The organism is Furfurilactobacillus entadae (genome assembly GCF_045862745.1).
Lineage (GTDB): Bacteria > Bacillota > Bacilli > Lactobacillales > Lactobacillaceae > Furfurilactobacillus > Furfurilactobacillus entadae.
Map to the genome: position 1 here is coordinate 31076 of NZ_BQXN01000010.1, position 25844 is coordinate 56919.

General features: G+C 48.6%; 25 protein-coding genes. 11 read left to right on the forward strand and 14 right to left on the reverse strand.

What is annotated here, in order from left to right; genetic code table 11:
- Nucleotides 1–66: 66 nt before the first annotated feature.
- On the reverse strand, nucleotides 67–855 hold the full coding sequence (locus ACKTR5_RS06005) for a hypothetical protein (RefSeq protein ID WP_407879980.1): 789 nt from the start codon (nucleotides 853–855) through the stop codon (nucleotides 67–69).
- A gap of 4 nt (nucleotides 856–859) precedes the next feature.
- Nucleotides 860–1357, reverse strand: a complete 498-nt coding sequence (locus tag ACKTR5_RS06010; protein ID WP_407879981.1) for an aminoacyl-tRNA deacylase — start codon at nucleotides 1355–1357, stop codon at nucleotides 860–862.
- Nucleotides 1358–1491: 134 nt separating this feature from the next.
- On the opposite strand from ACKTR5_RS06010, the gene ACKTR5_RS06015 reads away from it, so the two are divergent.
- The 4 genes from ACKTR5_RS06015 to ACKTR5_RS06030 all read left to right on the forward strand — a co-directional run bounded on the left by ACKTR5_RS06015 (nucleotide 1492) and on the right by ACKTR5_RS06030 (nucleotide 6565).
- Entirely contained in the window at nucleotides 1492–2220 is a 729-nt protein-coding gene (locus ACKTR5_RS06015) for a GntR family transcriptional regulator (protein ID WP_407879982.1), read from the forward strand.
- A 302-nt stretch (nucleotides 2221–2522) separates the two neighbouring features.
- On the forward strand, nucleotides 2523–4907 hold the full coding sequence (locus tag ACKTR5_RS06020; RefSeq protein WP_407879984.1) for a phosphoketolase family protein: 2385 nt from the start codon (nucleotides 2523–2525) through the stop codon (nucleotides 4905–4907).
- A 174-nt stretch (nucleotides 4908–5081) separates the two neighbouring features.
- Nucleotides 5082–5528 carry an 8-oxo-dGTP diphosphatase gene (locus tag ACKTR5_RS06025; RefSeq protein WP_407879985.1) on the forward strand — a complete coding sequence of 149 codons (447 nt, stop codon included), beginning with the start codon at nucleotides 5082–5084 and terminating at the stop codon, nucleotides 5526–5528.
- 155 nt (nucleotides 5529–5683) lie between these two features.
- Nucleotides 5684–6565, forward strand: a complete 882-nt coding sequence (locus tag ACKTR5_RS06030) for a DegV family protein (protein ID WP_407879986.1) — start codon at nucleotides 5684–5686, stop codon at nucleotides 6563–6565.
- Nucleotides 6566–6646: 81 nt separating this feature from the next.
- On the opposite strand, the gene ACKTR5_RS06035 is transcribed toward ACKTR5_RS06030, so the two are convergent.
- From ACKTR5_RS06035 to ACKTR5_RS06045, 3 genes are all read right to left on the reverse strand, one after another.
- On the reverse strand, nucleotides 6647–7624 hold the full coding sequence (locus ACKTR5_RS06035) for a glycosyltransferase family 2 protein (RefSeq protein ID WP_407879987.1): 978 nt from the start codon (nucleotides 7622–7624) through the stop codon (nucleotides 6647–6649).
- 31 nt (nucleotides 7625–7655) lie between these two features.
- Nucleotides 7656–9881 carry a mannosyltransferase YkcB-related protein gene (locus ACKTR5_RS06040; protein ID WP_407879988.1) on the reverse strand — a complete coding sequence of 742 codons (2226 nt, stop codon included), beginning with the start codon at nucleotides 9879–9881 and terminating at the stop codon, nucleotides 7656–7658.
- A 242-nt stretch (nucleotides 9882–10123) separates the two neighbouring features.
- Entirely contained in the window at nucleotides 10124–10579 is a 456-nt protein-coding gene (locus ACKTR5_RS06045) for a universal stress protein (protein WP_407879989.1), read from the reverse strand.
- A gap of 303 nt (nucleotides 10580–10882) precedes the next feature.
- On the opposite strand from ACKTR5_RS06045, the gene ACKTR5_RS06050 reads away from it, so the two are divergent.
- From ACKTR5_RS06050 to ACKTR5_RS06060, 3 genes are read left to right on the forward strand one after another with little or no spacing between them, the layout of a single operon-like run.
- Nucleotides 10883–11893, forward strand: a complete 1011-nt coding sequence (locus tag ACKTR5_RS06050) for a lipoate--protein ligase (RefSeq protein WP_407879990.1) — start codon at nucleotides 10883–10885, stop codon at nucleotides 11891–11893.
- A gap of 15 nt (nucleotides 11894–11908) precedes the next feature.
- The gene (locus tag ACKTR5_RS06055) at nucleotides 11909–12337 is read left to right on the forward strand and encodes a hypothetical protein (RefSeq protein WP_407879992.1); all 429 of its coding nucleotides are present in this window, start codon (nucleotides 11909–11911) and stop codon (nucleotides 12335–12337) included.
- 23 nt (nucleotides 12338–12360) lie between these two features.
- A complete protein-coding gene (locus tag ACKTR5_RS06060) occupies nucleotides 12361–12861 on the forward strand; it encodes a hypothetical protein (protein WP_407879994.1) in 501 nt (166 codons plus the stop codon).
- 57 nt (nucleotides 12862–12918) lie between these two features.
- On the opposite strand, the gene ACKTR5_RS06065 is transcribed toward ACKTR5_RS06060, so the two are convergent.
- Nucleotides 12919–13617 (reverse strand): VTT domain-containing protein, encoded by a 699-nt coding sequence (locus tag ACKTR5_RS06065; RefSeq protein WP_407879996.1) that lies wholly within the window; start codon nucleotides 13615–13617, stop codon nucleotides 12919–12921.
- Between the two features lie 460 nt (nucleotides 13618–14077).
- On the opposite strand from ACKTR5_RS06065, the gene gloA2 reads away from it, so the two are divergent.
- A complete protein-coding gene (gloA2, locus tag ACKTR5_RS06070) occupies nucleotides 14078–14458 on the forward strand; it encodes an SMU1112c/YaeR family gloxylase I-like metalloprotein (protein ID WP_407879998.1) in 381 nt (126 codons plus the stop codon).
- On the opposite strand, the gene ACKTR5_RS06075 is transcribed toward gloA2, so the two are convergent.
- The gene (locus ACKTR5_RS06075) at nucleotides 14415–14891 is read right to left on the reverse strand and encodes a GNAT family N-acetyltransferase (protein ID WP_407879999.1); all 477 of its coding nucleotides are present in this window, start codon (nucleotides 14889–14891) and stop codon (nucleotides 14415–14417) included. The two genes, gloA2 and ACKTR5_RS06075, sit on opposite strands and share 44 nt — an antisense overlap.
- A gap of 75 nt (nucleotides 14892–14966) precedes the next feature.
- On the opposite strand from ACKTR5_RS06075, the gene ACKTR5_RS06080 reads away from it, so the two are divergent.
- Together ACKTR5_RS06080 and ACKTR5_RS06085 are read left to right on the forward strand one after the other, a co-directional pair.
- Nucleotides 14967–15374 carry a MarR family winged helix-turn-helix transcriptional regulator gene (locus ACKTR5_RS06080; protein ID WP_407880000.1) on the forward strand — a complete coding sequence of 136 codons (408 nt, stop codon included), beginning with the start codon at nucleotides 14967–14969 and terminating at the stop codon, nucleotides 15372–15374.
- A 246-nt stretch (nucleotides 15375–15620) separates the two neighbouring features.
- Complete coding sequence (locus ACKTR5_RS06085) at nucleotides 15621–17669, forward strand: amidase family protein (protein WP_407880001.1); 2049 nt, start codon at nucleotides 15621–15623, stop codon at nucleotides 17667–17669.
- Nucleotides 17670–17740: 71 nt separating this feature from the next.
- Here ACKTR5_RS06085 and ACKTR5_RS06090 read toward each other — a convergent pair whose 3' ends face one another.
- The 7 genes from ACKTR5_RS06090 to ACKTR5_RS06120 form a co-directional block, all read right to left on the reverse strand.
- Nucleotides 17741–18886 carry a glycerate kinase family protein gene (locus ACKTR5_RS06090; RefSeq protein ID WP_407880003.1) on the reverse strand — a complete coding sequence of 382 codons (1146 nt, stop codon included), beginning with the start codon at nucleotides 18884–18886 and terminating at the stop codon, nucleotides 17741–17743.
- A gap of 13 nt (nucleotides 18887–18899) precedes the next feature.
- On the reverse strand, nucleotides 18900–20282 hold the full coding sequence (locus ACKTR5_RS06095) for a GntP family permease (RefSeq protein ID WP_407880005.1): 1383 nt from the start codon (nucleotides 20280–20282) through the stop codon (nucleotides 18900–18902).
- Nucleotides 20283–20470: 188 nt separating this feature from the next.
- On the reverse strand, nucleotides 20471–20638 hold the full coding sequence (locus tag ACKTR5_RS06100; RefSeq protein WP_407880007.1) for a hypothetical protein: 168 nt from the start codon (nucleotides 20636–20638) through the stop codon (nucleotides 20471–20473).
- A gap of 10 nt (nucleotides 20639–20648) precedes the next feature.
- The gene (locus tag ACKTR5_RS06105) at nucleotides 20649–21527 is read right to left on the reverse strand and encodes an SAM-dependent methyltransferase (RefSeq protein WP_407880009.1); all 879 of its coding nucleotides are present in this window, start codon (nucleotides 21525–21527) and stop codon (nucleotides 20649–20651) included.
- A 13-nt stretch (nucleotides 21528–21540) separates the two neighbouring features.
- Nucleotides 21541–21963 (reverse strand): helix-turn-helix domain-containing protein, encoded by a 423-nt coding sequence (locus tag ACKTR5_RS06110; protein WP_407880010.1) that lies wholly within the window; start codon nucleotides 21961–21963, stop codon nucleotides 21541–21543.
- Nucleotides 21964–21967: 4 nt separating this feature from the next.
- Nucleotides 21968–22906 (reverse strand): alpha/beta fold hydrolase, encoded by a 939-nt coding sequence (locus ACKTR5_RS06115; RefSeq protein ID WP_407880012.1) that lies wholly within the window; start codon nucleotides 22904–22906, stop codon nucleotides 21968–21970.
- A 12-nt stretch (nucleotides 22907–22918) separates the two neighbouring features.
- A complete protein-coding gene (locus tag ACKTR5_RS06120) occupies nucleotides 22919–24727 on the reverse strand; it encodes a M3 family oligoendopeptidase (protein ID WP_407880013.1) in 1809 nt (602 codons plus the stop codon).
- 123 nt (nucleotides 24728–24850) lie between these two features.
- Between ACKTR5_RS06120 and ACKTR5_RS06125 the strand changes: the two genes are divergently transcribed.
- A complete protein-coding gene (locus ACKTR5_RS06125) occupies nucleotides 24851–25828 on the forward strand; it encodes an alpha/beta hydrolase (RefSeq protein WP_407880014.1) in 978 nt (325 codons plus the stop codon).
- The last annotated feature ends 16 nt before the right edge of the window (nucleotides 25829–25844 follow it).

Here is a 25844-nt window from a genome sequence, read left to right on the forward strand (position 1 = left end):
ATGAGTGAAATAAAACCGCCACATCCGGACTGCTTTATTAGCCCGGATGTGGCGGCTTTTGGATTGTTAATGGCGTTTAAACAAAAGACGTGTCATCGCGTTGATCAAAATGGATAGTACCACGACAAAGGAAATGGCTAGGTACAGTGGCACCAGGTGAAGCCGGAACCAGCTGGCAATGGGCCAGGATAACATTCCCGTTGCCAGGCCGATGAGACCTAATAACAGGATGTACGTGGAGAGCCCGGTCACTGAGTTTTTGAGGTCCGCTTGGCTCAGATCAAAGCCGCCAGCACTAATGTTGGTTACAAGAACCATCCAGATGAGTAAGCGGAGGGTCAACGGCCCCCAGGCGATGGTGGTTACCGGAGCGTGAAACAGGGCGCCAAAACTTGGTTGTTGTGCAAACGTGACCCAGTTGCCATAAACATCTGGCAAAAGCCACGCGGTCAATGCAAAAATGACGAGGCTAATTCCAACGATGGGGGCAAACCCAATGAAGAAGTTTCCGATGACTTGGTAGCTATTATCGGAGTGCCACCGGTGGTTAACGTAACCTAACGTGAGGTTGTCAGGATCGTCTGGGGTGGCGGTTGCGCGTTGTAGGAGTTTGAAACTTTCAATTCGATGGCCAAAAATAAGCGCCATGATGAGGTGACTCAACTCGTGAAGGATGATCCCGAGTGCACCAAAGTACACGGGGGCATTCACGCCGAATTTATTGGTGAACAGTTGCTTGGTGTTGCGATTGATAACGGTCAGCGCCCAGCTAAAAAGGAGCGGAAGGCCGAGCGCATAGAGATAGGTGGCCAGTAAATTGACGATGATCTGTTGGCCAATCGTGCTGGCTGACATGGCATTAATCCTCTTCTAAATCTGTGAAGGTTCCGTGAACTAACTCGGCAACGGCCGCCGCGTTCACTTTGACAGAGCGGCCAATTTTTCCAGATGAAACGACGATTTCGCCTTGTTCTTGGGCGGTCGTATCAAAGTAGATCGGGTACTGGTATTTTTCCCAAATCCCAATGGGCGTGTTGGCCCCGTGTTCGTAGCCGGTGGTCTTCAAGAGGTCCTTTAACGGTACCATCCCCACCTTTTTATTGCCGGAAGCAGCGGCTAACTTTTTATAACTCAGGTGTGTATCAAGGGGCACAACACCGACCAATGGCCCGGTTGTTGGACCGGTCAGCACCAACGTTTTGTAGATGTGGTGTTCGTCATAATTTTCGTGATCCACATCAAGTTGTGCGACATCCCCTTGTTGGTGCGTTGCAAACTCGATTTGGGTGTAGGGGATTTTTGCCTTATCTAAAATTTTTTCAACAAGTGTTTTTTGAATTTTTTTCTTTTTTGCCACTGTGTTAACCTCCGTGGTTGGTCGTTTACGCTGGTTTTAAATATTGGTACGGACCTAATGAACAATTGGCTGGACCAATAATTTCTGATATACTTTCATCAACCAGTATACAAAGAAAGGAACCGAGCGTCGATATGGCGGACTTAGTTTATAAAAATGTAATGCAGGACTTGAAGTGCCGCATTAATGATAATCAATTTCCAGACAAACGGCTACCGGACGAACGGAGTTTGAGCGACGAGTACCAAGTGAGTCGCTCCTCCGTGAAACGCGCGTTGAATGTACTGGCCCAGCAGGGGATCATTTTTAAAAAGCGGGGATCAGGCACGTTTGTTAACCCACTCTATCTGAAAAACCAAGCGGTCTTTAGTTATGAAGGGCGTAATTTGGGAGTTACAGATTCCATGCGGGTGGACGGTAAACAGCCAAGCATTAAGTTGCTGGATTTTCAGGTTGTTCCTGCGATGCCGGAATTGCAGCAAGATCTTTTCCTTAATGAAGACGATTTTGTTTACCAAATCAAACGGCTGCGGATGCTGGATGATCAACCAGTGATGATCGAAACGGGATTTATTCCCATCAAAATCATGCCAGAATTGTCGTCCACCGTGGTGTCCGGTTCCATCTTTAACTACCTAGAAGACATTAAGCACGTTTCCGTGACGAAATCCTTTATGACTGTAGCGGCAGAACCGTCAACAGTGGAAGATCAAACGTTGCTTTCATTGGCCGAAAATGAACCCGTGGGCGTCATGAGTGGGATCTTTTTTCTAGATGATGGCACACCGTTCGAAGTTTCAAATATGCGAATTCACTACCAATACATGAAGTACAACACATTCGTCGACCTTGATGCTGACTGATAGATATTAAAAAATGCTAAGAATCTTTAATTCTTAGCATTTTTTATGTTCTTTTTAAGCGCTAATTTGTTACCATGGCGGCAGATTAGTGGATCGCAAACCTGAATGAGGGAGCGGTTTTCACTATGTAAATAAGGGTCGATTGTTTTATTTTGAACAATTGGGTCGTACCAATTTTCAGAAAGGTTGACTTTTATTTAAAACCGGCTATTATAGTAACTGTAAATTAACCGGACAAAAGTCGGTGGATTTCACAGCATATCGTGTTGATAAAAAGACAAATTGAAGGAGTGTAACTATTCATGGCAGTTGATTACGACTCACAAGAATACTTAGACACAGTTGACGCCTACTGGCGCGCAGCTAACTACCTTTCAGTTGGGCAATTGTTCTTAAAGGACAACCCATTGTTAAAGGGTGACTTAACCGCAAACGACGTTAAAGTTAAGCCAATTGGTCACTGGGGGACAATCGTTCCTCAAAACTTCATTTACGCACATTTGAACCGTGCCATCTTGAAGTACGACTTGGACATGTTCTACATCGAAGGTTCAGGTCACGGTGGTCAGGTCATGGTTTCAAACGCCTACCTTGATGGTTCATACACTGAGCGTTACCCACGTATCACTCAGGATGAAGAAGGTATGCAACGCTTGTTCAAGCAATTCTCATTCCCAGGTGGGGTTGCTTCACATGCTGCTCCTGAAACACCAGGTTCAATCCACGAAGGTGGCGAACTTGGTTACTCACTTTCACACGGTGTTGGTGCTATCTTAGATAACCCTGACGTTATTGCTGCTGTTGAAATTGGTGACGGGGAATCAGAAACTGGCCCACTGGCTGCTTCATGGATGTCAAGCAAGTTCATCAACCCAATCCACGACGGTGCTGTTTTGCCAATCGTTCAAGTTAACGGGTTCAAGATTTCTAACCCAACGATCCTTTCACGGATGAGCGATGCTGACTTAACTAAGTACTACGAAGGAATGGGCTGGTCACCAATCTTTGTTGAAACTGATGGTGACGACCACAAGACTGCCCACCAAGACATGGCTAAGGCAGTTGATGAAGCCGTTGAAAAGATCCAAGCTATTCAAAAGAATGCTCGTGAAAACAACGACGACTCATTACCAGTATGGCCAATGATCGTGCTTCGCGCACCTAAGGGTTGGACTGGTCCTAAGAAGGACTTGAACGGTAACCCAATCGAAAACTCATTCCGTGCTCACCAAATTCCACTTCCTGTTGACGCTAACCACATGGAACACGTTGATCTGTTGATCGACTGGTTGAAGTCATACAAGCCTGAAGAATTGTTCAACGAAGACGGAACTCCTAAGGAATTCTTGTCAGCCGTTGAACCTAAGGGTGACCGTCGGATGGCTATGAACCCAATCACTAACGGTGGGGTTCACCCAGAACCATTGAAGTTAGCTGACATTCGTCAATTTGCCGTTCCTGAAAGTGATTTGAAGGACAACAGCAAGCAACGGATGGACATGCAAGTGTTATCAGAATTCACTGCTGACACGATGAAAGAAAACGAAAACACGTTCCGGATCATGGGACCTGACGAAACGATGTCAAACCGTCTCTGGGATGTCTTTGATGTTACCAACCGTCAATGGATGGAAGACATCAAGGAACCTAACGATGAATACGTGGCTCATTCAGGCCGTGTTCTTGACGCTCAATTGTCAGAACACCAAGCTGAAGGTTGGTTAGAAGGTTACGTTCTGACTGGTCGTCATGGTTTCTTCGCTTCATACGAATCATTCACGCGTGTTATCGACTCAATGTTGACACAACACTACAAGTGGTTACGTAAGGCGCAAGAACAAAACTGGCGTCACGATTACCCATCATTGAACATCATCAACACTTCCACTGTGTTCCAACAAGACCACAATGGTTACACTCACCAAGACCCAGGTATGCTTGGTCACATGGCTGAAAAGGGTCATGAACTGGTTAACGAATACTTGCCAGCTGACGCTAACTCATTGTTAGCTGTTATGAACAAGTCATTACAAAGTCGCGAAGTGATCAACTTGATCGTTGCTTCCAAGCACCCACGGACTCAATGGTTCTCCATTGACGAAGCTACGGAATTGGTTAACAACGGTTTGGGAATCATTCCTTGGGCTTCTAACGACGATAACGTTGAACCAGATGTTGTCTTTGCAGCAGCTGGGACTGAACCAATGATGGAAAGCTTAGCTGCCGTTTCATTACTGCACGAAAGCTTCCCAGAATTGAAGTTCCGCTTCATCAACGTTGTTGACCTGTTGAAGCTTCGTAAGAAGGGTGACGACCAAGACGACCGTGGAATGACGGACGAAGAATTCGACCGTTACTTCACAACTGACAAGCCAGTTATCTTTGCTTTCCATGGTTTCGAAAACACGTTGCGTGGTTTGATTTACGACCGTCACAACCACAACGTTCACTTCCATGGTTACCGTGAAAACGGGGACATCACGACACCATTTGACATGCGTGTTCTGAACGAAATGGACCGTTACCACTTGGCTAAGGATGCCATCAACGCATCTAAGTTTGCTGAACAAGCCGGCGAATTCACTCAACACATGGACGACATGGTTGCTAAACATAACCAATTCATCCGTGATGAAGGTACCGACATGCCAGAAGTAAACGCATGGCAATGGAAAGACATCAAGTAATTTCGCGATTACTTGAGTGTTGACCGATTTGAAAACGCACATCAATCTTCGGATTGATGTGCGTTTTTGTGTTACGAATGGGAATTAATTCGTGTTAAACGTTGCGTCGCCTTGAGATTAGTTTAATAATAAAATATTAGGACTAATCTGAACGAACAGGGCGAGGTGAAACCAATGGCAAAAACAGAAGTAGTGGAACTGACTAACTTAGTGCTTGTGTCTGACAATGAAACAAATCAAATTCTGGTGGAAGATCGGAAAAATCCCGATTGGCCGGGCTACACCTTTCCTGGTGGCCATGTGAAGCAGGGTGAGAGTTTCGTTGATTCAGCCATTCGCGAGGTTAAAGAAGAGACTGGGCTGACGATCCATAACCCGATTTTTTGTGGATTCAAGGAATTTATGACGGACAATGGTCGCTACATCGTGGCCCTTTTTCGGACCGACTCCTTTTCTGGAGAAGTTCGTTCCTCCTCTGAGGGGACCGTTTGCTGGATGCGCCGGGATGAACTTTTTGAACATCACTTTGCAACAGATGTGGATAAGCTATTAGAAGTGTTTGAAAAACGGAATATTTCTGAGCTCAGCTACTTAAATGACCCTAAGGGTGAATTCAAATAAAAACGAATTTAAGTGAGTGCTCACTCGTGATTGTTTATCAAAGCGCGTATAATAAAGTCATGAGAATATCCGGGTGAAAAGCTCGATAACGTCGTGTTTGTTGGCGAAATGATTGCGACAAGACACCGACCGAATACAAAAGTGAGGCAAGGACGATGAAGACAGCAGTCATTACAGATAGTGCCAGTTATTTAGACCCAGAGGTTGCGATGGCAGCAGGCATTCACGTGGTCCCCATCACGGTGATTTTTGGGACCCAGACATACCTCGAAAACGTTGACATTACGAGTGAACAATTTTATCAACGGATGCGGGAAGAAAAAAAGATGCCGTCCACGGCACAAGTGACAATGATGCAAATGCAAGCGGTGTTCGATGAACTGATTGCTGACGGGTATGATGAAGTGATCTGCATTCATCTTTCTAGTGGCATCACGACCTTTTTGCAGAACCTCACGGCGTACGCACCGACCGTGACTGGCATCAAGGTTTATCCGTTTGATTCACAAATGGCCAGCGAAGGTGAGGCCTGGTTGGCGCTGTTAGCCGCAAAGATGGCCAAGGCGGGGAAGAATGCCGCTGATATTTTACCGGCCTTAGAACACCTGAGAGCGACGACACACGTGTACTTTGTTGTCGACGACCTCAGTCATTTATTGCGCACGGGGCGAATTACGAATAGTTCGGCCTTTGTGGGGAATTTATTGCGGATCAAACCAATTTTGACGTTTGAAGATGCTAAAATCGTCGGGTTAACGAAGGAACGAACGGCTAAACGGGCGTTTCAAAAGGTGAAACAGGACTTTGAACAGTCCTTGACGACAATAACCGCTCCAGTCCGGGTGGGAATCATCGACGGGAATAACCCAACGGCCAGCGAGGAATGGTTGACGGATCTATCAAGTTCCGCTGAAACTGCGACTGGCGTTACACCAGCCTTTGAAACTGCGCACATCGGCGCGTCTATCGGTGTTCATACAGGTGAAAAAGTGATGGGCCTTGTGTGGGCAGAAGACTGGCAGACACTCGGCGAATAAGCACAAAAGAAAAGCGGCTGCTTTCCCAGATTTTTGGGAAGGCAGTCGCTTTAGTGTCGGTAGAAATAGGGGCATCGGTCATTATTGTTGGTGACTTAGGGACACTGGCTGGCTTGCGGGTTGCTGAGCCAGAGTGGGGAAGCCACGTGTCTCCGCCACAATGTACAGCGGCCGTTCACGTGATTGATTAAAAATACGTCCCAGGTATTGGCCGAGAAAGCCAATACTAGTGAGGATCATACCGCCGATAATGAGAAGCGCGCAGAGGGTGATGATGGTTGGCGTAAAGCCGAACCAGATGGCGCTGATGACATCGACCAGGGCGGCAATAAACAGCGTGGTTCCAAACCAAGTCGCAAGTTTTAACGGGAGGTTTGAAAATGAGGTGACGCCATCCATTGCGAGTCGAATCATCTTCCGGAGGGGATATTTGGATTCGCCGTCTGTTCGCGGTTGGCGCTCGTACGTAACAGCCTGTTGGTTAAAACCGATCCAGCTGACCATGCCCCGGACAAACGGTTCGTCTTCGTTCATTTGATCAAGAACGTTCACGACCTTACGATCCATTAACCGAAAGTCGCCGGTATCGACGGGAATGTCAACGTTCGTAATGGCGTGTAATAAGCGGTAAAAGGCACTAGCGGAAGTCTTTTTAAACCAGGATTCACCATCGCGTTGTGATCGTTGACCGTAGACAACGTCAGCGCCACGTTGCCAGGCATTGATCATGTCACCGATGACGGCTGGTGGGTCCTGAAGATCTGCGTCCATCACGACAACTGCGTCACCTGTGGCATAGCGGATGCCAGCGGTAATGGCCAGCTGATGCCCAAAGTTTCGTGAAAAGCGAATTAACCGCATGTCAGGGTAAAACGCGCTGGCCTTTTTAAGTTTATCAATGGTTGTGTCACTAGACCCGTCGTCCACAAAAATCACTTCGTAACGTTCAGGTCGCTGGTTGATGAAGCCCTGGACGGTGCGCAACGTCTTCATGATTAACGCTTCTTCATTGTAAACGGGCATGACGATGGAAATTAACGGTGGGATTGCTTCGGGCATGATCCTCACGTCCTTTCTAAAGGCAACAAGATTAATTTAATTGGTAAAGGGTACCGCTACTCATGCCGCCACCCATTGGTTGGGCATTCTTTGTGCTTGTTGATGAGGTCGCGCCCTTGGTGGTTGGTTTTGTTGCGCCTGGTTGTTTTGTCCCAGATGGTTTTGTGCCACTTGGTTTCTTCATGCCAGTCGGTGCACCACCAGGGGCACCATTACCGCCCATGTCACTTGGCGCAGCCCCTTGTTTTTTCGTTGGTGCGGCTGTTTTAGCCGCTGATTTGCTGGTTGTTGTTGAGGTTCCGCCATATTTTGAGGCACTAATTTTGGTTCCGTTTTTCTCAACCCACTTAACGATGGCGCTGCTACTACTGCTCTTACCAGCAACGTAGAAGTATTTAACTTGGCCTTCTTTGACCAACTTCTTGAACTGCTTCAAAGAGATGGCGTTATCAGTTCCGTTAAATCCGCCGATCGTCATCACCGCTTTCCCGGTTTTGATGATGTACGGGGCTGCGGTTCCAGAATCCATTGTCGCAAACAGATACTTGGCGGTCCCATTGTGTTTTTCAAGGTAGTTAACCAGTTTAGTATTAGCTGATTCACTGCCCATTCCGCCACTGGAGGCACCACCACTGGTTAATAGATCAGGACCAGCTGTTGGAATCGCTGCGGATTCAGCGGCAATTGTTGGTGTTAAGGACCAAAATCCAGGGGCTAACGATAAAATCGTAACGGCTGTGGCCGTTGTTGCCATTGCTTTGCGATAGGTGGTAAAGACAAAGGCAACTAGGGCCGCTGTTGCCACTGATCCAAGTCCAATGAGCCAACTGAGCCATGGATAGTCAGAATAAACGTACCAGGCTTGAAGTGCAGCCGTGGCCAAAAGACCACCAGCAAAAATGAACCGTTGCCATAATTGCCGACCTGTCTTAATGGCTTTCAAGTAGGTCGCAACACCAATTCCAGCGAGAATGGCAAGTGGCGGTGCAAGCATAATCATGTAGTAGGGGTGGAAGAAACCGGCAATACTGAAGAAGCCAGCGACGGGAACCAACCATGCGGCCCAGTACCAAAGCTGTTGTTGATTCTTCGTGGTTTGCCACCACTTTTTCTTCCGGTCGGATTCATAAAGGTAGCTCCCAATCAAACCGGTTAGGGCGAGTAGGAAGAACCAGCTGACCTGACCACCAAGCGCTTGTTGGAAGAGTCGGAATGGGCCAGCAGTTCCGATGTTAAAGGCACCACCGCCACCACCGGCTGTTGCGCCACCGGTCGCAGCTTTGCCACCGGTCGCAGCTTTGCCACCAGTTGTTTGTTTCATCCCAGTTGGTGCGCTACCCGTTGGCTTTTTCGTGCCGGATGGCGCTTTACCCGTCTTGCTCCCGGTTGGTGGGGTGCCCGTTTTCGAGGCTGATCCTTCAGACTTACCAGTTGAGCCCATGCCGGGGAAACGACTCCCGGTTCCGGTCGATTGGCCGAGTAACCGTTGTGACCCGTTATACCCAAAGGCAAGGTTTAAAACGGAGTTTGTCGATGAGCTACCGATGTACGGGCGACTACTTTTACTGGTGGAATCAACGGCAAGTGGCCACGCTAAGGTGAAGACGGCGAGGGCAGCTGTCGCATACAGTAAGTGAAGGACCTTTTTCTTCCAGCCAACCGTGCTCGCAATCCAGTAAAAGAAGTACATTGCTGGTAGAAGCATGAAAGCTTGCAACATTTTGATGTTGAAGGAGACCCCGATAAGGGCAAACGAAACGACAACTAACCATGTCTTTTTGTTAACAACGGCTTTTTGTAATAGGTAACCGGCTAACAATAAGAAAAAGACCAGGGTCGCATCCATATTATTTGTTCGCGAATCGGCGACTACGACCGGGGTAATGGTCATGAACAGGGCACTCAGGTTAGCAGCCAGGCGACCAAAATAGGGTTTAACCATCGCGTAGATCAACCACACGGAACCGATTCCGAACAGGACGGATGAGAGGACAATGCTCCATCCGTGCAGACCAAAGATCTTAACCGAGATGGCCATGAACCATAAGGCGACTGGCGGCTTATCCACGGTGATGAAGCCTGCAGGGTCGAAACTAGCATACCAAAAGTTTTTCCAACTCTTCGTCATGCTGACAATGGCTGAGGTGTAGAAATCATTGGCAGAACCAGCCTGCCAGATGTTCCATCCGTAAAGAAAGGCGGCGAGGATCAAAATCCCGACGAGCCACCAATCCCAGTGTTTTAAACGTTGTTTCATAGCGTCACTTCCTAGGTTGAGTTTATGGATTAACGATGAGTAGAAGTCCCAATTGCTAAAACATTACGTTCTAGGATAGCCGTGCAGGCATAAAGTGGACTTAACTGAACCTAAACCAAAGCTTAAACGGGGAGAATAGCGTGAATGAGTAGAGGAAAAGTGACGGATTAATGCACAATAAAAGGGCCAAAATCATTATTGATTTTGGCCCCTTTAGTTTGAATTCAATTTGTTGTTGATGCTTATTTATCGGCGTTAATTTTAACGATCAAAACGTCAACGTCGGCGTTACGGCTTACGTAGTTGGTTACAGAACCAACCATTAACCGTTCAACGGCGTTTAGACCGGTGGTTCCCATAACAATCAATTCGTTGCCGTGATCATGAGGAAATTCACGGGAGATGACGGGTTTCGGGTTCCCGAACCGGACGTGGATATCAACATCTTTAACACCAGCATCTTCAGCCTGCTTTTTTAAGGCTTCTAAGCGGTTTTGAACGTCTTCTACCAACCGGTAAATGACGTCACCACTAACAGCACCACCGTAACTGTCAGAAAATTGGTTAACTTCCAACACGTTCAGGATATCTAAATGTGTGTCGTTGCGTTTTGCAACTTCAATGGCTTTTTCAAGGACTGGGTCAGTGGCCTTGGAACCGTCGACTGGCGCGAGGATATTTTTATATTGTTGTAACATGATTACATGCCACCCTTCTCTCGATTAAAAACGTTGATTGTACCTTACATTTATTATACCGTTTATTACTAATAATGTAAGCGATTTACTCCATTGGAGAAGAAAAAGTGCGTGGTTTTTTCATTGTGGTAACTGGAATGAGGGGGATAACGGGCAAGAAAAAGTTTGTGAAGTCACAATGATGAAACGCGGCAACATCACAATTGTGTCCGCTTTCAGAAAGTGCTAACATCAACGTAACGGCAGAATGGGCGGATGAAGTCTCACCCGTTATTGTTGATTTGACTTAGGGGGCTAACCATTATGTATTATGTTTCGATGACATCGCACAACATTGGTGAAAACTTAGCAACTGAACAATATTTAATGAATAACAAGCAATTTGACGAACCATTACTCTTGTTCTATTACGAAGAACCTTGTATCATCGTGGGCCGGAATCAAAACACGATGGAAGAAATCAACCAGAAGTACGTTCAGGAACATAACATTCGGGTAACGCGCCGGTTGTCCGGTGGTGGAGCGGTTTATCAGGATCTAGGGAACCTGTGCTTTAGTTTTGTGGTGGACTCAAACAGTGAAGCTTTTGGGGACTTTAAGTCATTCACGAAGCCGATCGTAACGGCCTTGCAAAAGATGGGGGCTGAATCCGTTCAAGTTTCTGGTCGAAATGACATTTTGGTGGACGGTCGTAAATTCTCCGGTAACGCCATGTACACACGAAACGGGAAGACGTTCTCTCATGGAACCCTGATGTTGGATGTTGATCTGGACGTTGTGACCCATGCGTTGAACGTTCCAGAAGATAAAATTGCCTCAAAGGGAATTAAATCAGTTCGCTCACGGGTGACGAACCTGCGGCCGTACCTTGCTCCAGACTATCAGGATATTGATGTTCCAACGTTCCGGGACCTTTTACTGAAAGAACTATTTGATGTTAACGACCTAGCTGACATCAAGTCACATGAATATGTTGTCACCCCGGAAGATCAGAAAGAAATCGACAAGTTGTACGAACAATATTACAATAATTGGGACTGGGTTTACGGAAATTCACCAGCGTTTACGGTGAAAAAACGTCAACACTTTGATTACGGGACGATTGATGCACGGCTTGACGTTCAGGATGGGAAAATTGTGAACCTGAAATTCTATGGCGATTTCTTTGGGCCAGAAGATGTGACGACCCTATCGGATCAGCTGACGGACATTAAGTATGACCGTGATCACTTAGAAGGTGCATTACGTGACGTAGACCTCAGTAAATATTTCGTTGGCATTTCAAAGGAACAACTCATTGATCTGTTGGCATAGAAAGGGTTTTACTAGATGAGAGATGCACGTGTACGTGTGGTTAGTTTAACCATTGCAGCCTGGTTTTTTTATACGATTGTTAACGCGGGGAGTTACTTTGGTTTTGGCGGATCGGCCAGTCAGCAGTGGCCAGCATTTTTAGCCAATGAGGCGTTGATGATCATTTTAACGTTGATCCCGGTGCTGATGTTTGCCTTTAACTGGCGCTTTTCTGTGTACCCACAATCCCTGGTCCTCATTATTTTAACGGCGGTCTTGCTGTTGGCGATGATGCGAACATTTACTGAACATGGTGCGATGATTGCAAAGGTAGTGATCGACCTCTTTGCGGTTATTGGGTTGATTACCAACTTTGAAGCCTTTGTCGCAGGGGCGCGTTTCCGGCACGATTATGAGGAAAACAACCAGATTTGGGTTGAACGCGAAGAAAAGTCGCACCATTAAAAGAGAAACGGGAGTCAGAACGAATGAAAATTAACATCGCTGATTTTTTGACAGCACTGGAAGAAGAAACGTACGCCGCAACGTCTGGCATCACAACGTTTGATGAATTAACTGCTGATCCAGCCATGATCATGACGGGAAGTTTGGCGTTTGCACAAGAACAGTTGCAGGACGGAAAGTTGGTTCAAACGCGCTTTGATGTAACAGGGTACCATGATGAACCCATCAACATCCGGTTAGAAAGTTCTGTTATCAACTTGCCGTTTGCTTATGCAAAGGAAATTGATAAAATGCTGGATTCTGATGAGGAGCGTGAGGTGAACCTTTACCTCATCTTCGATTCACCAGCAATTAACGTTTCTAAAATGCGGATTGATCTAATTAGTTCCGTTCAGGCCTTTTTGGACGATCCGGAGACTGTAGCCGAACGGGTGACAGATTGGGTTCGAGAACAACTGAACCAGTTGGCACAACGGGCCGCCGCAGCTGAAGAAGCTGACACGGATGAACCAGAAGCTGATTAACTGAAAATGTAAAAAATGTCACGCCAATGTTGGCGTGACATTTTTTCATTTTGAAGATTACCGGGCACGAACTGCATCGATCCATTCATGAAGAAAACGGCTTGCTTCGTGGATGACAACCGGAAGAAGGGCAATACCGATACAAATGAAGGTGAAGTAGTTCTCGACGAATTCGGTTTTGCCGAAGAAGAAGCCAGCGAGGGTTGCGATTAGGATCCACGCTGTGACACCAATGGTATTAAAAACATGGAAATCGTGGCGATCCATGGCTGTTTCACCAGCAATTAGGGGCATGAACAGGCCAACAATGGGAATGAAGCGCGCGATGATCAAGAAACTACCACCGTACTTTTGAAAGTATTCTTCAGATTGCGATAAGCGCCGCATGGTCTTTGTTGTTGGTTGGTGATCATCAGGATCAGCTTGTTTTTTAGCCGTGGCTTTCTCCTTGAGGCGCAACCCAGTCTGATACTTTATGATCGACCCCAAGAGGGTCATGAGGATGAAACCAACCAGGAGAATGTAGATGTTCAGCACCGATTGATGACTGGCAGAAATGGCGCCGGCCACGAAGAGCAAGGATTGAGCGGGGAGAAAGGAAAAGAGCAGGTAGGCACTTTCAAGAAACAGCACCGCAAAAAGGATGATGTAACCCCAGTAATCGAGATGGTTTGTCCAGGGAACTAAAAATTTGAGTGGGTTAAAAATAAATTCGAGGACCCAGGCAAGGCGTGTAGATGCAATAAATTTTGTCATAATACGGTTATCATACCGATATTTAGTTAAGTTTCCTAGCGATTTGCGCTTTTATTTTAGAGGTGTTATATTATTGACATGCGATGAGTCGAGATCAGCCAGACGACAGTGATGTCGTTCCTCTGCGGAGGCTAGTGGCTATCGAAGTCAGGGGTACGTTTTTCCATCGTATATGGAGTGCTTGATCGTTTGGGTTGTGGAACCCGGCGGTCTACCCACCGACTACTATTGGGTACTGACGTTCTCAGTTCTTCTTTATTGAAGAGCGACCTTAAGTTCAGAAGGTTAATACTGAACATGCCAACCAAACGCCTACGTCTGTAGGCGTTTTTTATTGGTCATGAAGAATATGTGACTAAATTGCTAACTAATGCGAGGACAGCTTTGGAGAAGCTGTGGTGCCGGCGTGTATGCTACACTATAAATATAAAAACTATTATGAGTTGTTGCGGGGGTCGAAATGGAATTAAGCAAGATGCACCACATTGGGATTGTGGTTTCAAGTTATGCCAGGGCGAAGGATTTTTACATGACCAAACTTGGTTTTCAACTTGTGAGCGAATATGATCGGCCCGTTAAACACGATACGGTAATGATGCTGTGTTCAGGCACCGTTCAATTAGAACTGTTCATCCGGCCCAATAGTCCGGAGCGGCTGACGTATCCTGAAGCGTTGGGGCTTCGTCACGTGGCGTTTGCCGTGGATGATGTGGCCCAAACGGTCATTGAACTCGCTGAACTGGGGGTTAAGGCCGAACCAATTCGCAACGATGAATTTACGGGAAAGGCAATGACCTTCATTCATGATCCAGATGGCTTGCCGATTGAACTTCACGAGTAGTCAGCGGTTGATGGGTCATGCGAATGTGCGGTGTGGTGTTGAAAAGAAACACCTCGCCTGCGGGTTGGAACCCAAATTTACGGTAGAAATTTTGAACCTGAACCTGTGCCTCAATTTGGATGAGGTAATTTGGGTAGCGTGCGGCAAGGGTTGCCATGACGTGTTGTAAAAGAACCCGTCCATAGCCCTGGCCACGAACGGCGGGGGTGGTCAGGACACGACCAAACGTAACGGTCGTGCCTTCTGTGAAAATTCGTGCGTATGCAACAAGATGATTGTCTTCGTAGTTAAAAAGATGGCGCGCTCGGGGATCAATTTCATCGACTTCTTGGTACACACGGTGCTGATCAACCACGAAAGTTTGGATTCTTGCCACCATTATGTCGTATAATTCAGTTGTTGAGAGTTCTGAGAATGATTTTAAAAGCCACATAAGCGAAGTACCCCTTTTGAATGATTGCGCTCTAGTATAGGTTTGCTTTATTGCAAATGCAACAAGGAGTTTACAATGATTGATGAATTAAGGCGGTTGGGTACCTTTTCGAGACGGGCAACGACCAGTGCCAACCACGCATTTGCGGCACAAGGATTAAATAATAATCGGTTTCAGTACCTGCTGCGAATTTGCGAACGGCCCGGACTGTTTTTTGACGAATTAGCGACGGACATGGCGGTGGATAGAACCACCAGTTTTCGGGCAGTTCAAAAGTTAATCACGGAAGGCTACGTTGAAAAACGTGCAGATGCCGTTAATAAGAAGGTGCGCCGGTTATACCCGACGGCGCAAGCACAGGCGTTGTATCCGAGCATTCATGCATTTGAGCGTGGTGTTGCAGAACGGACAATCGGCTCGTTGACGCCTGGTGAACAGCAATTACTGGCTGAACTACTGACCAAAATCAATAAGCAGCTGTGAGTGGTTTCCCACCAGCCAATAAGAAAATAATGCACCTGATTCCCGTAACCGCGGGGATCAGGTGTTTTTTCTGTGAAGGATGGTTGGCGAGCCACCACGCTGATTATTGAAATCATGTGGTCAAGACGCCACACGTGAAAGATTGTGAATTTTTCTTGCATTGCTGACGTTTGATCGCTGGAAATGAGCTAAAATGGAAACGTTAAGCGCTTACATAGAAAACGAACAGCACTGAGGGGTGTGAAAATGCGGTTTATAAAGAAAGCCATTACAAAGTTAGTTCTATCAACTGCGGTGATCGGTATGATTGCGGCACCGATCGAACCAGCCTTCGCTAGTGACCAACCAACGGGGACCGAACCAACCACCACAGCGGTTCAGCAACCAGCAGAAACGCCACAAGAAACCACGGCGACGCCAATCAAACAGTCCCAATCGGCTGAAACAACCACTACGCCGCCGCAAACCCAGCCGCAATCGGCCGTTTCGATGGCGAATGACGTTCGTAACGGCACCACAACAAGTACAGCGTTGGTGAACCAAACGTTAACGTCGATTGATCAGTCCAACCCAACGTTAAACGATGTGATTACCGTGCGAAAAGACGCAGCGCTTCAGGACGCTAAAGCAGATGATGCAACACCGATCAGTGATCGAACGGCGCCATTTTACGGGGTCCCAATTCTGGTTAAGGGGCTCACCCACACGGTTGCGGGTGAACCGAACACAAATGGTTTACCGTTTGAGGCGGGAAACGTGACGAATTTTGACAGTCGCTTTGTTAAAAAGATGAAAGATCTTGGCTTTGTGGTTGTTGGACAAACAAATTTTCCGGAGCTAGGCCTGTTTAACGTGACAAACTCCAATTTGTACGGGGCAGCTAGTAACCCGTGGGACGTCACGCGGAATCCCGGTGGATCTTCTGGTGGTGCGGCAGCCGCCGTGGCGAACGGGACCGTTCCAATTGCACTGGCAAACGACGAGGGTGGTTCCATTCGTATTCCTGCTTCATGGACTGGGGTCGTTGGTTTGAAACCAACCCAGGGAATTTTAGCCTGGGACAGTAAGACAATCGGGGCCGTCAATTTTGCGGAGACACGGACCATGGCAGATACGGAAACGTTGTTTAATGCGCTTCGGGCTAAACCGGGAACGGCCCCGTTGCTGAGTGATCTCAAGCAGGTGCCGGTGGCGTATTCGCTTACCTCGCCAGTTGGAACGCCCGTCAGTGATGACGCTAAGGCAGCCGTGCTGAACACGGTGGCGTTTCTACGGAAGCAGGGGTTCACCGTCGTTGAGAAGGCGGCGCCGGTTGACGGGGTTCAGTTGATGAAACTGTATTATGAGTCGAGTACCGCGACGGGTAGCATCGCTAACTACCTCTTTAATCAGAAGTTCCATCGCAACCTGATCTGGCAGGACGTGGTTAATAAACAGGTTTCGCCCATCACCTACGCGCTGTACCAAGCTTCTTTAAAACAGCAGCAGGCAGACCCGACGTTTACAACAAGACGCCAAACGGAACTCACAAACATTGCGGCACAAATGAGCGCGTTCCACAAAGAATATCCGCTGTACCTAACGCCAACAACGGCGACGGTGGCGCCGAAAAACATGGAGCCAATTGTTTTGCCGGCCGATGTTGACCGAATCGAAACCATGGCGTCATTACCGTTTGATCAGCAAATGGCACTGATTTATGATGCATGGTTATATGGGTTATCAAAAACACCATTTACGCAGTTAGCCAATTTATCAGGTGAACCGGCCATTAGTTTACCAACTTATGTGACAACTGGGGGCTTGCCACTCGGAGTTCAGTTTGAGGCAGGCCGCGACCAGGATGATCTTTTAATGGCCTTAGGAACGTTGTTTGAACAGGCGGGGCTCTTTAAGGAGTGGCCGCAGCCAACGCAACAACCGGAGCCAACCACCAATGGTAACGGCCAATCAGCACCAAATTCACAAGGCGGTGCTTCTGCACAGCAACAGCCGACCACAAGTCGTGCCACCAATCCCGGTAACCCAGAAGTTCCCGTGATGAAGCCGGCGATGGCAGCGGTGGCTACCAGGACGATGTCTCAGCAGGTGTCCTTACAATCAATCACTCCAAGTTCCACGACTGTCGGTGACCCAAATGACGGGCGCTCCCAGCTGAAGCCGGGAACGCTTCCCCAAACGGGCGAAACGGTCCGCGGCGAAATGACTACGTGGGGCATCTTATTACTATTTGTTGTGGCGTCCCTGGATGAACGGCGCTTGAAGAAAGTGCGTGATATTGAAAGGGTTCACTAATTTAAAACGACTGACTTTTCGATTTTTCGAGAAGTCAGTCGTTTTAAGTTAGTACGTGAATTGAAGTAACGTTAGTTTAGTTGTGACCGGTAAATCAACCTGGCGACATTTTCTGCGACCGTTGTGAGATTAGTCTGCACCTGACTGATTGCCGTGGGGAGGTCTTCAACACCGGGAAGAATGCCCATGATGACGTCGATCCCAAGGTCATACAACTGGTCAATGCCGCTGCCAACGTTACCGGCCAGCGCAATCACGGTCACGTGATCGCTCACACGATGCGCTGCTTGAGCCGTCCCCATGGGGGTCTTGCCGTACTGCGTTTGAAAATCAATGCCACCTTCACCGGTGAACACAAAGTCAGCGTCCGTTGCGCGTTCTTTTAGCCGGGTCATTTCGACCACAATTTCGATTCCCTTTTCCATGTGTGCGTGGGTGAAGGCGAGTAAACCAGCGCCCAAACCGCCAGCAGCACCGGCTCCGGGGTGGTCGGCGAGGTCGATCTTTAAGCAGTTCTTCAAGACATGGGCATAATGAGTTAGGTTGGCATCTAATTGAGCGACCATTGCTGGAGTAGCGCCTTTCTGCGGGCCAAACACAACGGCGGCACCAGTCTTGCCCACTAACGGGTTGGTGACGTCTGAGGCAATGCGGATGTGGGCGTTTGCCAGTAGCGGATTCATGGCGCTAACGTCAATGGTGGCTAAATCGCGGAGCCCGCCACCACCGCGGCTAATCGGGGTTTCCGCTGCGTCAAGGAGCTTAGCACCCAGTGCTTCGGCCATCCCCGCGCCACCATCCGTTGTGGCACTGCCGCCGATCCCGATGATGATGTCGGTCAGTCCTTGAGCCAGTGCATCTGCAATCAATTGACCGGTTCCGTAAGTGGTTGTGATCAGGGGATTTTTCGTTTGCTCGTTAACAAACTGAAGGCCACTAGCAGCTGCCATTTCGATGACGGCTGTCTTTCCATCGCCAAGGATGCCGTAGCGTGCTGGAACTGGTTCTTGCAACGGGTTTGAAACAGTAATGGTACGAAATGTGCCGTGAGTGGCATCCACTAACGACTGAACGGTACCTTCACCGCCGTCAGCCATGGGGATGTTTTCATAGTTCGCATCCGGGAAAACACGTTTGAGTCCTGCTTCGATGGCATCGGCGGCTTCCTTTGCCGTGGCACTCCCTTTAAATGAGTCTGGTGCGATAACAATTTTCATTTTTTATCCTCCGTTAGAACAAAAAGCCATACATGATGGTGCCAACAATTGTCATGGTGAGTCCAACAGCCGTTTCGTAAGGCACAGACTTCATCCGCCCCTTTAAATCCATGTTCATCGCGTTAGCGGTCACGTGGAAGTAGTTTCCCTGTGGCAGGTGATCGATCACCGTTGCTCCGGTGTGGACCATCACAGCGGCAGCGAGTGGGGCCGTCCCAAATGCGAGAATTGCCTTGCCAAACGAACCGGTGGCGAGAATGACCCCCGTTGACGTTGAGGCCGTGGCGGCGGCCATTAGAATTCCGGCGATGGGTGCCAGGAAGGTTCCAGAAATCCCTGATAGCTTGATCAAATGGACAATAGCCGCCGGAAGTGTTGACGCGGTGATCAGGCCACCAATGGCACCAGCACCAATTAAAATTAACACAACGTCCGTCATCCGTGCCATGCCAGACTTAGTGTAGGCCAAAATCTTTCGCCCCTGGTGCATGGCAAACATGCCGATGATGCCGGCGAGGGGGAGAATGTACATGGCGTCCACCTGGAATTTTTCTAAAGCACTGATGTGAAAAATACTGCCAATAGGATTGATCAACAATAAAATAACGGCAATCAATGGGGCCACGATTGCTGACTTAAATGAAGGTAAGTCAGCGGGATCGGGGGTTGTGCCCGTGGCCTGGTTAGCCGCAATATCTTCTGCACTGGCAATGGCGCCATGATTCTTTAATAACGTCGCGAGGAGGACGGCCATTGCTAAGCCAAAGAGTGCCGGAATAAAGTCGGCCACCATGACGGCGCTTAGCTCTAAGTGAAACCCGTGTGCTGCCGCAATGGTATTAGGATTGGGTGAAATGATGTTGCCAGCCTTGCCACCGCCGGATAGGGCAACTAGCAACGCAAGTTTAGAAATTTTCATACGGCTACCAACTTCTAGTGCAATCGGAGCCACGATCAATACAGCGACGGGAATAAACACACCAACGGCCGTAATGATCATGGTTGACAGGGCCAATGAAAAAATGGCAAGGCCCTCACCAAATTGATTAACGATTGTTTTGGCGATGGTGTTGGCAGCGCCGGATTCCATCATGACCCCAGCTAAAACGCCGGCAGCCAAAACGCGGACTACCGTACCCATCACACTTTGGGTCCCAGCAACCACAATGTTTGTTGTTTGAACCAGGTTGGCGCCACCGATGACGGCCCCAACGATTGTTCCAAGTAATAATGAATAGACCGGATTGAGTTTTCGTAAAATCAGAAAGATCGCTAACGCCAGGCCGATAACCGCCCCAAGCCAGCTAACCGTTACGTTTGCCACAATGTGTACCTCCAATAAGGGTTTAAGTTCATTCTTAGCATAAAATAAAGCGGTTACATTTTGTAGTGCCATCGCGGCGTGACCGATGGTATTTTTTTGTCATGCGCCACATTCAACCGTTCATTTGGGCTTACTGTGGCGCAAACTTCTCACCTGAAAAGGATATGAAATTACCCGAACGGGTGGGCTAAAAATCCAGGGCCCCCAGTTCACAACCACTTAGGTGCGTGAACTGGGGGCCCTGGATTAATTGAATGATGCTAATCTGTGTGATGGTCGTGCCAGTAATTATAGAGATTGTACAGACCAACGGCCAGCAAGACCGCCCCGAATGCGCCTGAGGGGAGCTGCTTAGCCCATAAGCCAAAGGCCAATAAAAAGAGTCCGGCAACGGCGAATGAAAGCGCGTCGCGAAGTTGTTTGTTCATTTTAAAAGCCTCACTTGACTAGGTAAACGTGATCATGAATGAGATCGAAGTGACTAAAATGTTTGTTTAGACTGGTTGGTGCCGTCAAATGGGCATTCGTCCAGAAGACTTTTGAATCAGTGGCGCCGTTTTGTTCACCGATCACGATGAATTCGGGCTGGGGTGTCAGTTGCCGAATGGCCGAAAGAACCTGCCAATCAATGTCTTGACCATCAGGTGACCAGCTCATAATGATGGCGTCGACCTGGTGGCCATACTTGGCGATGGCGGCAAGCGCATCAAGTGGTTCAATGGCCGTCACCGGATGTTTGCCCGTTTCGTTTTCTTTGGTCCAGTCCTTGGAATCAGTGGTGAAGATGGTTTGCTGGGGCCGTTTATCCCGGAGCCCTTTTGAAATGTACCCATTACCAGCCATTAATTCGAGGGTTGGCCGACCGTTCAGATACTGGCTGAGGTCGTTCACGAATGGGGCCGAAATGTAGGCCCACATCCCATAGGTGGCTTCAAGGTAGTCCCGAAACCCGCGAAGGGCCTCATCTAGTTGTGGCAAGGCCGTTGAGAGTGCATTCCACACCGTATCACCACGCGGGTCACCAAGAGGGTAACGGGCAAGGATCGTTTGATAAATCGTGTCCTGAAGCGTTTCAGGCAGTAGCAGCTCGGGAAGCGGTTGGGGAAGTAAGCCCCGTGAGAGTAACCGGTCTGCTTCTAAAACCTGATTGATCAGAAAAACGGCCTCACTAAAATCAGCAAACTGCTCACGAAAATGGGTCAGCTGCCGAATGTAATCATTATGGGCACCGGCGTGTGGATTAAGTCCGTTTTGATCGAGTGCCGGTTCATGGTGTTTGACTTGTTGCTTTAATTTACGGAGTTGTTTGGGAGTCATGTCAGCCTCGTCCTTAGTTTGTTGGCATGTCGTAGCCAAGATCAAGTTCTTCCTGGTGGTCTAATGGCACATCCTCGCGGCGACTTTCGCGGCCGTGCATGTAACCTTCAATGAGTTGATACACTTCATAACGATCCTGACTGCTGAGGGTGTCGTTATTAAACGTCAATCGTTTACCAGAAAGAAATAACCGACCAAGATCATATTCATCCAGCTCTGCCTTACCCGTAAGGTAATCCAGTGAAACATCGAAAAATTCGGAGAGTTTGCGGACTTCAATGTACGAGGGGGTCCGAATGCCACGCTCCCAGTTACCAATTTGCGAAGCGGTATTTGGTTTTTCACTGGGGGTCAAATTCTGATTTAAAGCATTGGCCAGTTGGTCGAGCGTAATGTGGCGCCCGCGGCGAATCGCGCGTAAACGTTCAGGAAACATTCTGTCACTTTCTTTCTAGGGGAGTCTGATGATTGCTTAACCACTCTAATAGTACCGCATACACCCGTTCACGGTCACCCTCATTTAGGATTTCGTGGCGCATTTGTGGCCATAAATGTAACGCTACGTCGTTAAAGCCAGCATGACGGAGGCGTGCGGTGTGCCGTTTTGGCCCGTGACCAAAGCCACCGACAGGATCATCTTGGCCACTCATGAAAAGCATCGGCATGTGGGAATCAATACCTTGGTACCAGTGCCGCCGCGTTGATCGATCAGCAAGTTCAAACAGCACATTAAAGCCATTGTTGGTAAACGTAAAACCAGCGAGAGGATCATGGTTATAAGCGTGCACATTTTCGGGATTTGCAGAGAGCCACTGAAACGGCCAGGATTCTGGAAACCGCCGGGCGTAACCGCCAAAGGCCATGTTGTCGAGGAAATGGTTGGGACGTTTTGGCGCCAGTTTGTTTAGGAGGGCTGTTACGGGCCGGCCAAGGATAAGCGCCGGATTACGGGCAGCGGAGCCAATGATGACAGCGCCGTCCACCCAGCTATCGTAGCGGGTTAAGAACAGCTGCACGATCATGGCACCTATTGAGTGCCCAAGAAGAATGTGGGGTTGGTCAGGATAGTCATGCCGGAGTCGTTTTGCCACCACGAGCTCATCGTCAATAAGGTGGGTGACCGGATCATGCGCCCCAAAGTAACCAAGTGGGGAGTGGCCAACGGTTTGACCGTGACCCAGATGATCTGCACCGGCAACCACCCAGCCGTGCGCGCTCATGAAGGTCGCAAAGTGAGCATAGCGGTTAATGTGTTCAGCCATTCCATGAACGATTTGTAGCGTTCCAACGATGGGGGTTGGGGGTGTCGGTAGCCACTGGCGGCCAACCAGTTGGTGGTGACGATCCGTCGATGGGCAGGTAAACGTCGTACTCGACATACGGTTCACCTCCTAAACAAGTGGATCAGACAACTTCATAAAGGCGTCAATGTCCTTTTTAACAAGGTCGGCACCAGCTTGCCAAAAGTCTGGCTGGGTCAGATCAACATCAAGGTGCTTTTTCGCCAATTCTTCCGTGGACATGTTGGCCGTGTCGCGAAGCAGTGCGATGTATTGGTCCTCAAAATCATCCCCAGAAGCCTGGGCCTTGGCGTAGATCCCGAGGCTAAACAGGTAGCCAAAGGTGTACGGGAAGTTATAAAACGGAACGTCGTCAATGTAGAAATGTAACTTGCTGGCCCAGAAATGGGGATGATACGTACCAAGGTGATTGGAAAAGGCCCACTTTTGAGCAGCAAGCATTAAATCGTTTAACCGTGCAGGGGTGACGGGACCAGTCAGTCGTTCCTTATAGTAGTTGGTCTCGAATAGGTACCGGGCACGAATATTCATGAACATGGCAACTGGATTGAGGAGCTTTGTGTCCAATAGGTTCAACTGCTCGCCAACGGAACTAGCAGCCTGAACGTTTGCGTCAGCGACCACCAATTCGGCAAACGTTGAAGCAGTTTCAGCGACGTTCATGGCATAATCACGGCGCATGGTGGGCAGATCCTTCACAACACTATAATGGAAGGCGTGGCCCAGCTCATGAGCGACGGCTGACGCATCTTCTGGTGTGCCAGTATACGTTAAAAAGATTCGTGATTCCTGTCGTTCAGGCACATCCTCCATGTAACCGCCAGGCTGTTTGCCAGGGCGGTCTTCAACTTCGATCCACTGATTGTCAAAGGCGGTTTGGGCCAGGTGAGCCATTTGGGGGCTAAAGTGATTAAAGTTTTTGATGATGAAGTCCGCGGCATCATCGTAATCAATGTGTGGTTGGGTAAAACCAGCAACGGTAATGGGCGCTGATTGATCCTGCCAGTCGTATGATGACTTGCCAAGCAGGGCAGCCTTCCGATCCATGTATGGAATAAACATTTCCTTGTTGGCTTCCACAACGTTCCACATGGCTTGAAGTGTCTGCCGGCTCATCCGGTTTTGTTCCAGCGGCGCCTTTAGGAAGTCAGTCGTGTTGTGGAGCCGATCGACTTGTAAACGGAAGCCAGCAAGGTGATTGAGTGTGTCCGCTGCCACGGCCTCTTGTTGCCCCCATGCAGATTCATAGGCGGCCATGAGGTGGTCTCTGGTCTGATTATCAGCGGCCCCGGTGAGTTGGTTTAGGGCTTGACCAGCAGAAAGCGTCTGCTGATGGCCAAAAGCATCGGTAAACGGCACTGCGACTTGACCGGCAATGGTGTCATAGTGCGTACTCCACCCGGTTAAGCCGTCAACAGAGAGCTGATTAATAACACTTTCGGTGGCTTCATCTAATTGTTCATTGGCATGAGTGCGTAGTTCGGTAAGGTTAAAGGCAATCGGTGCGAGGGCTGGTGTGGCAACAAGCGTGGTGAACGCGTCATCACTGACCGTCGCAAGACGTTTACCAAGTGTTACGTCAAGATCGGCAAACTTAGCGGAAACCTCGTTTAACCGCGCGATTTTTGGCGCAATGGCGTGGTTATTGAAATCAGCAGATTGGTGAGCAGTCCAAAAGACGCTGAGTTCCTTTAAACCATCGGCAGTCTCATCACGCGTGACAATGTAGGCCGTTAGTGCTGAGTAAGCGGGTGCATCAGCGGTCAGATCCAATTCAGCAAGGGTCTGTGTTAACGTTGCGATACTTGCGGTCAGCGCTGTTAAGCGCGCGGCGGCTTCTGGTGACTCGAAACCACCGGGGAAAATGTTGTCGAGAGCCCACGTTTGTTGATATTTCATGATGGTGCCTCCTAAAAGTGAACATTATGTTACGGCCATTATAGCAGTCATTTGCGAGGAACACCCGTTGAAGAAGGCTGGCAGGCGTGGTAAGGTGAACAAATTAGTATAGGGGGTCAATAAATGAAACAGAATCAAAATCGCCACGGCAAAAGTTCTCATGGTCACCGCCGGGCATGGGTCGTTAGTCTCATTGTGCTGGTTTGTTTAGTCTGCGGTGGTTTATTGGCCGCGGGGACGTACTTTTTCCAGGTGGCGGAGGTGCGGAGCCACAAAGCGTTTATCAATAATCAACCGTTAAAACATAGTGATCCACTGTATGGTCGTGATCAGTGGTTTAAAAAGCAGCACAAACAGCGGTGGACCATTACAGGTCAACCCGGGCAGTTAAAGCTTGTTGCTGATTACTTGCCAGCAGCAACTCCCACAAAGAAAACGGTGGTGATTGCGCACGGGTTTGGGGGGAACAAAGACAAAATGGCGGCCTATGGGACCATGTTTCATGACATGGGCTTTAACGTGCTGATCCCGGATGATCGGGCGGCCGGGCAGTCACAGGGGAAGTACATTGGCTATGGCTGGCTAGATCGGCGTGATTATGTAAAATGGCTTAAACAAGTTGTGCAAAAAAATGGCGCAGACAGTCAACTGCTGATGTTTGGTGTGTCGATGGGTGGCGCAACGACCATGATGGTCAGCGGCGAACCGGATGTCCCTAAACAAGTTCGGGCCTACATCGAGGACTGTGGCTACACATCGGTGAAGGATGAAATCAGCTATCAGGCAAAGTCGATGTATGGACTCCCCGCATGGCCACTAGTGGGGATCGTGAGTGAAATCAGTCAGATTCGCGCCGGGTATAATTATGCGGAAGCCAGCTCGGTGAATGCGGTGAAGAAAAATGATAAACCGATGTTCTTTATTCACGGTGATAAGGATACGTTCGTGCCAACCAGCATGGTTTATAAAAATTACCGCGCTGCTGGCGGACCAAAATCGCTATGGATCGTGAAGGGGGCAAAACACGCTGCCTCATTCCGGCATGATCCAACGGCCTATCAAGCACACATCCAAGCGTTTTTAGATCAACATTTTAAATAATCCTTGTCGTAAAAAA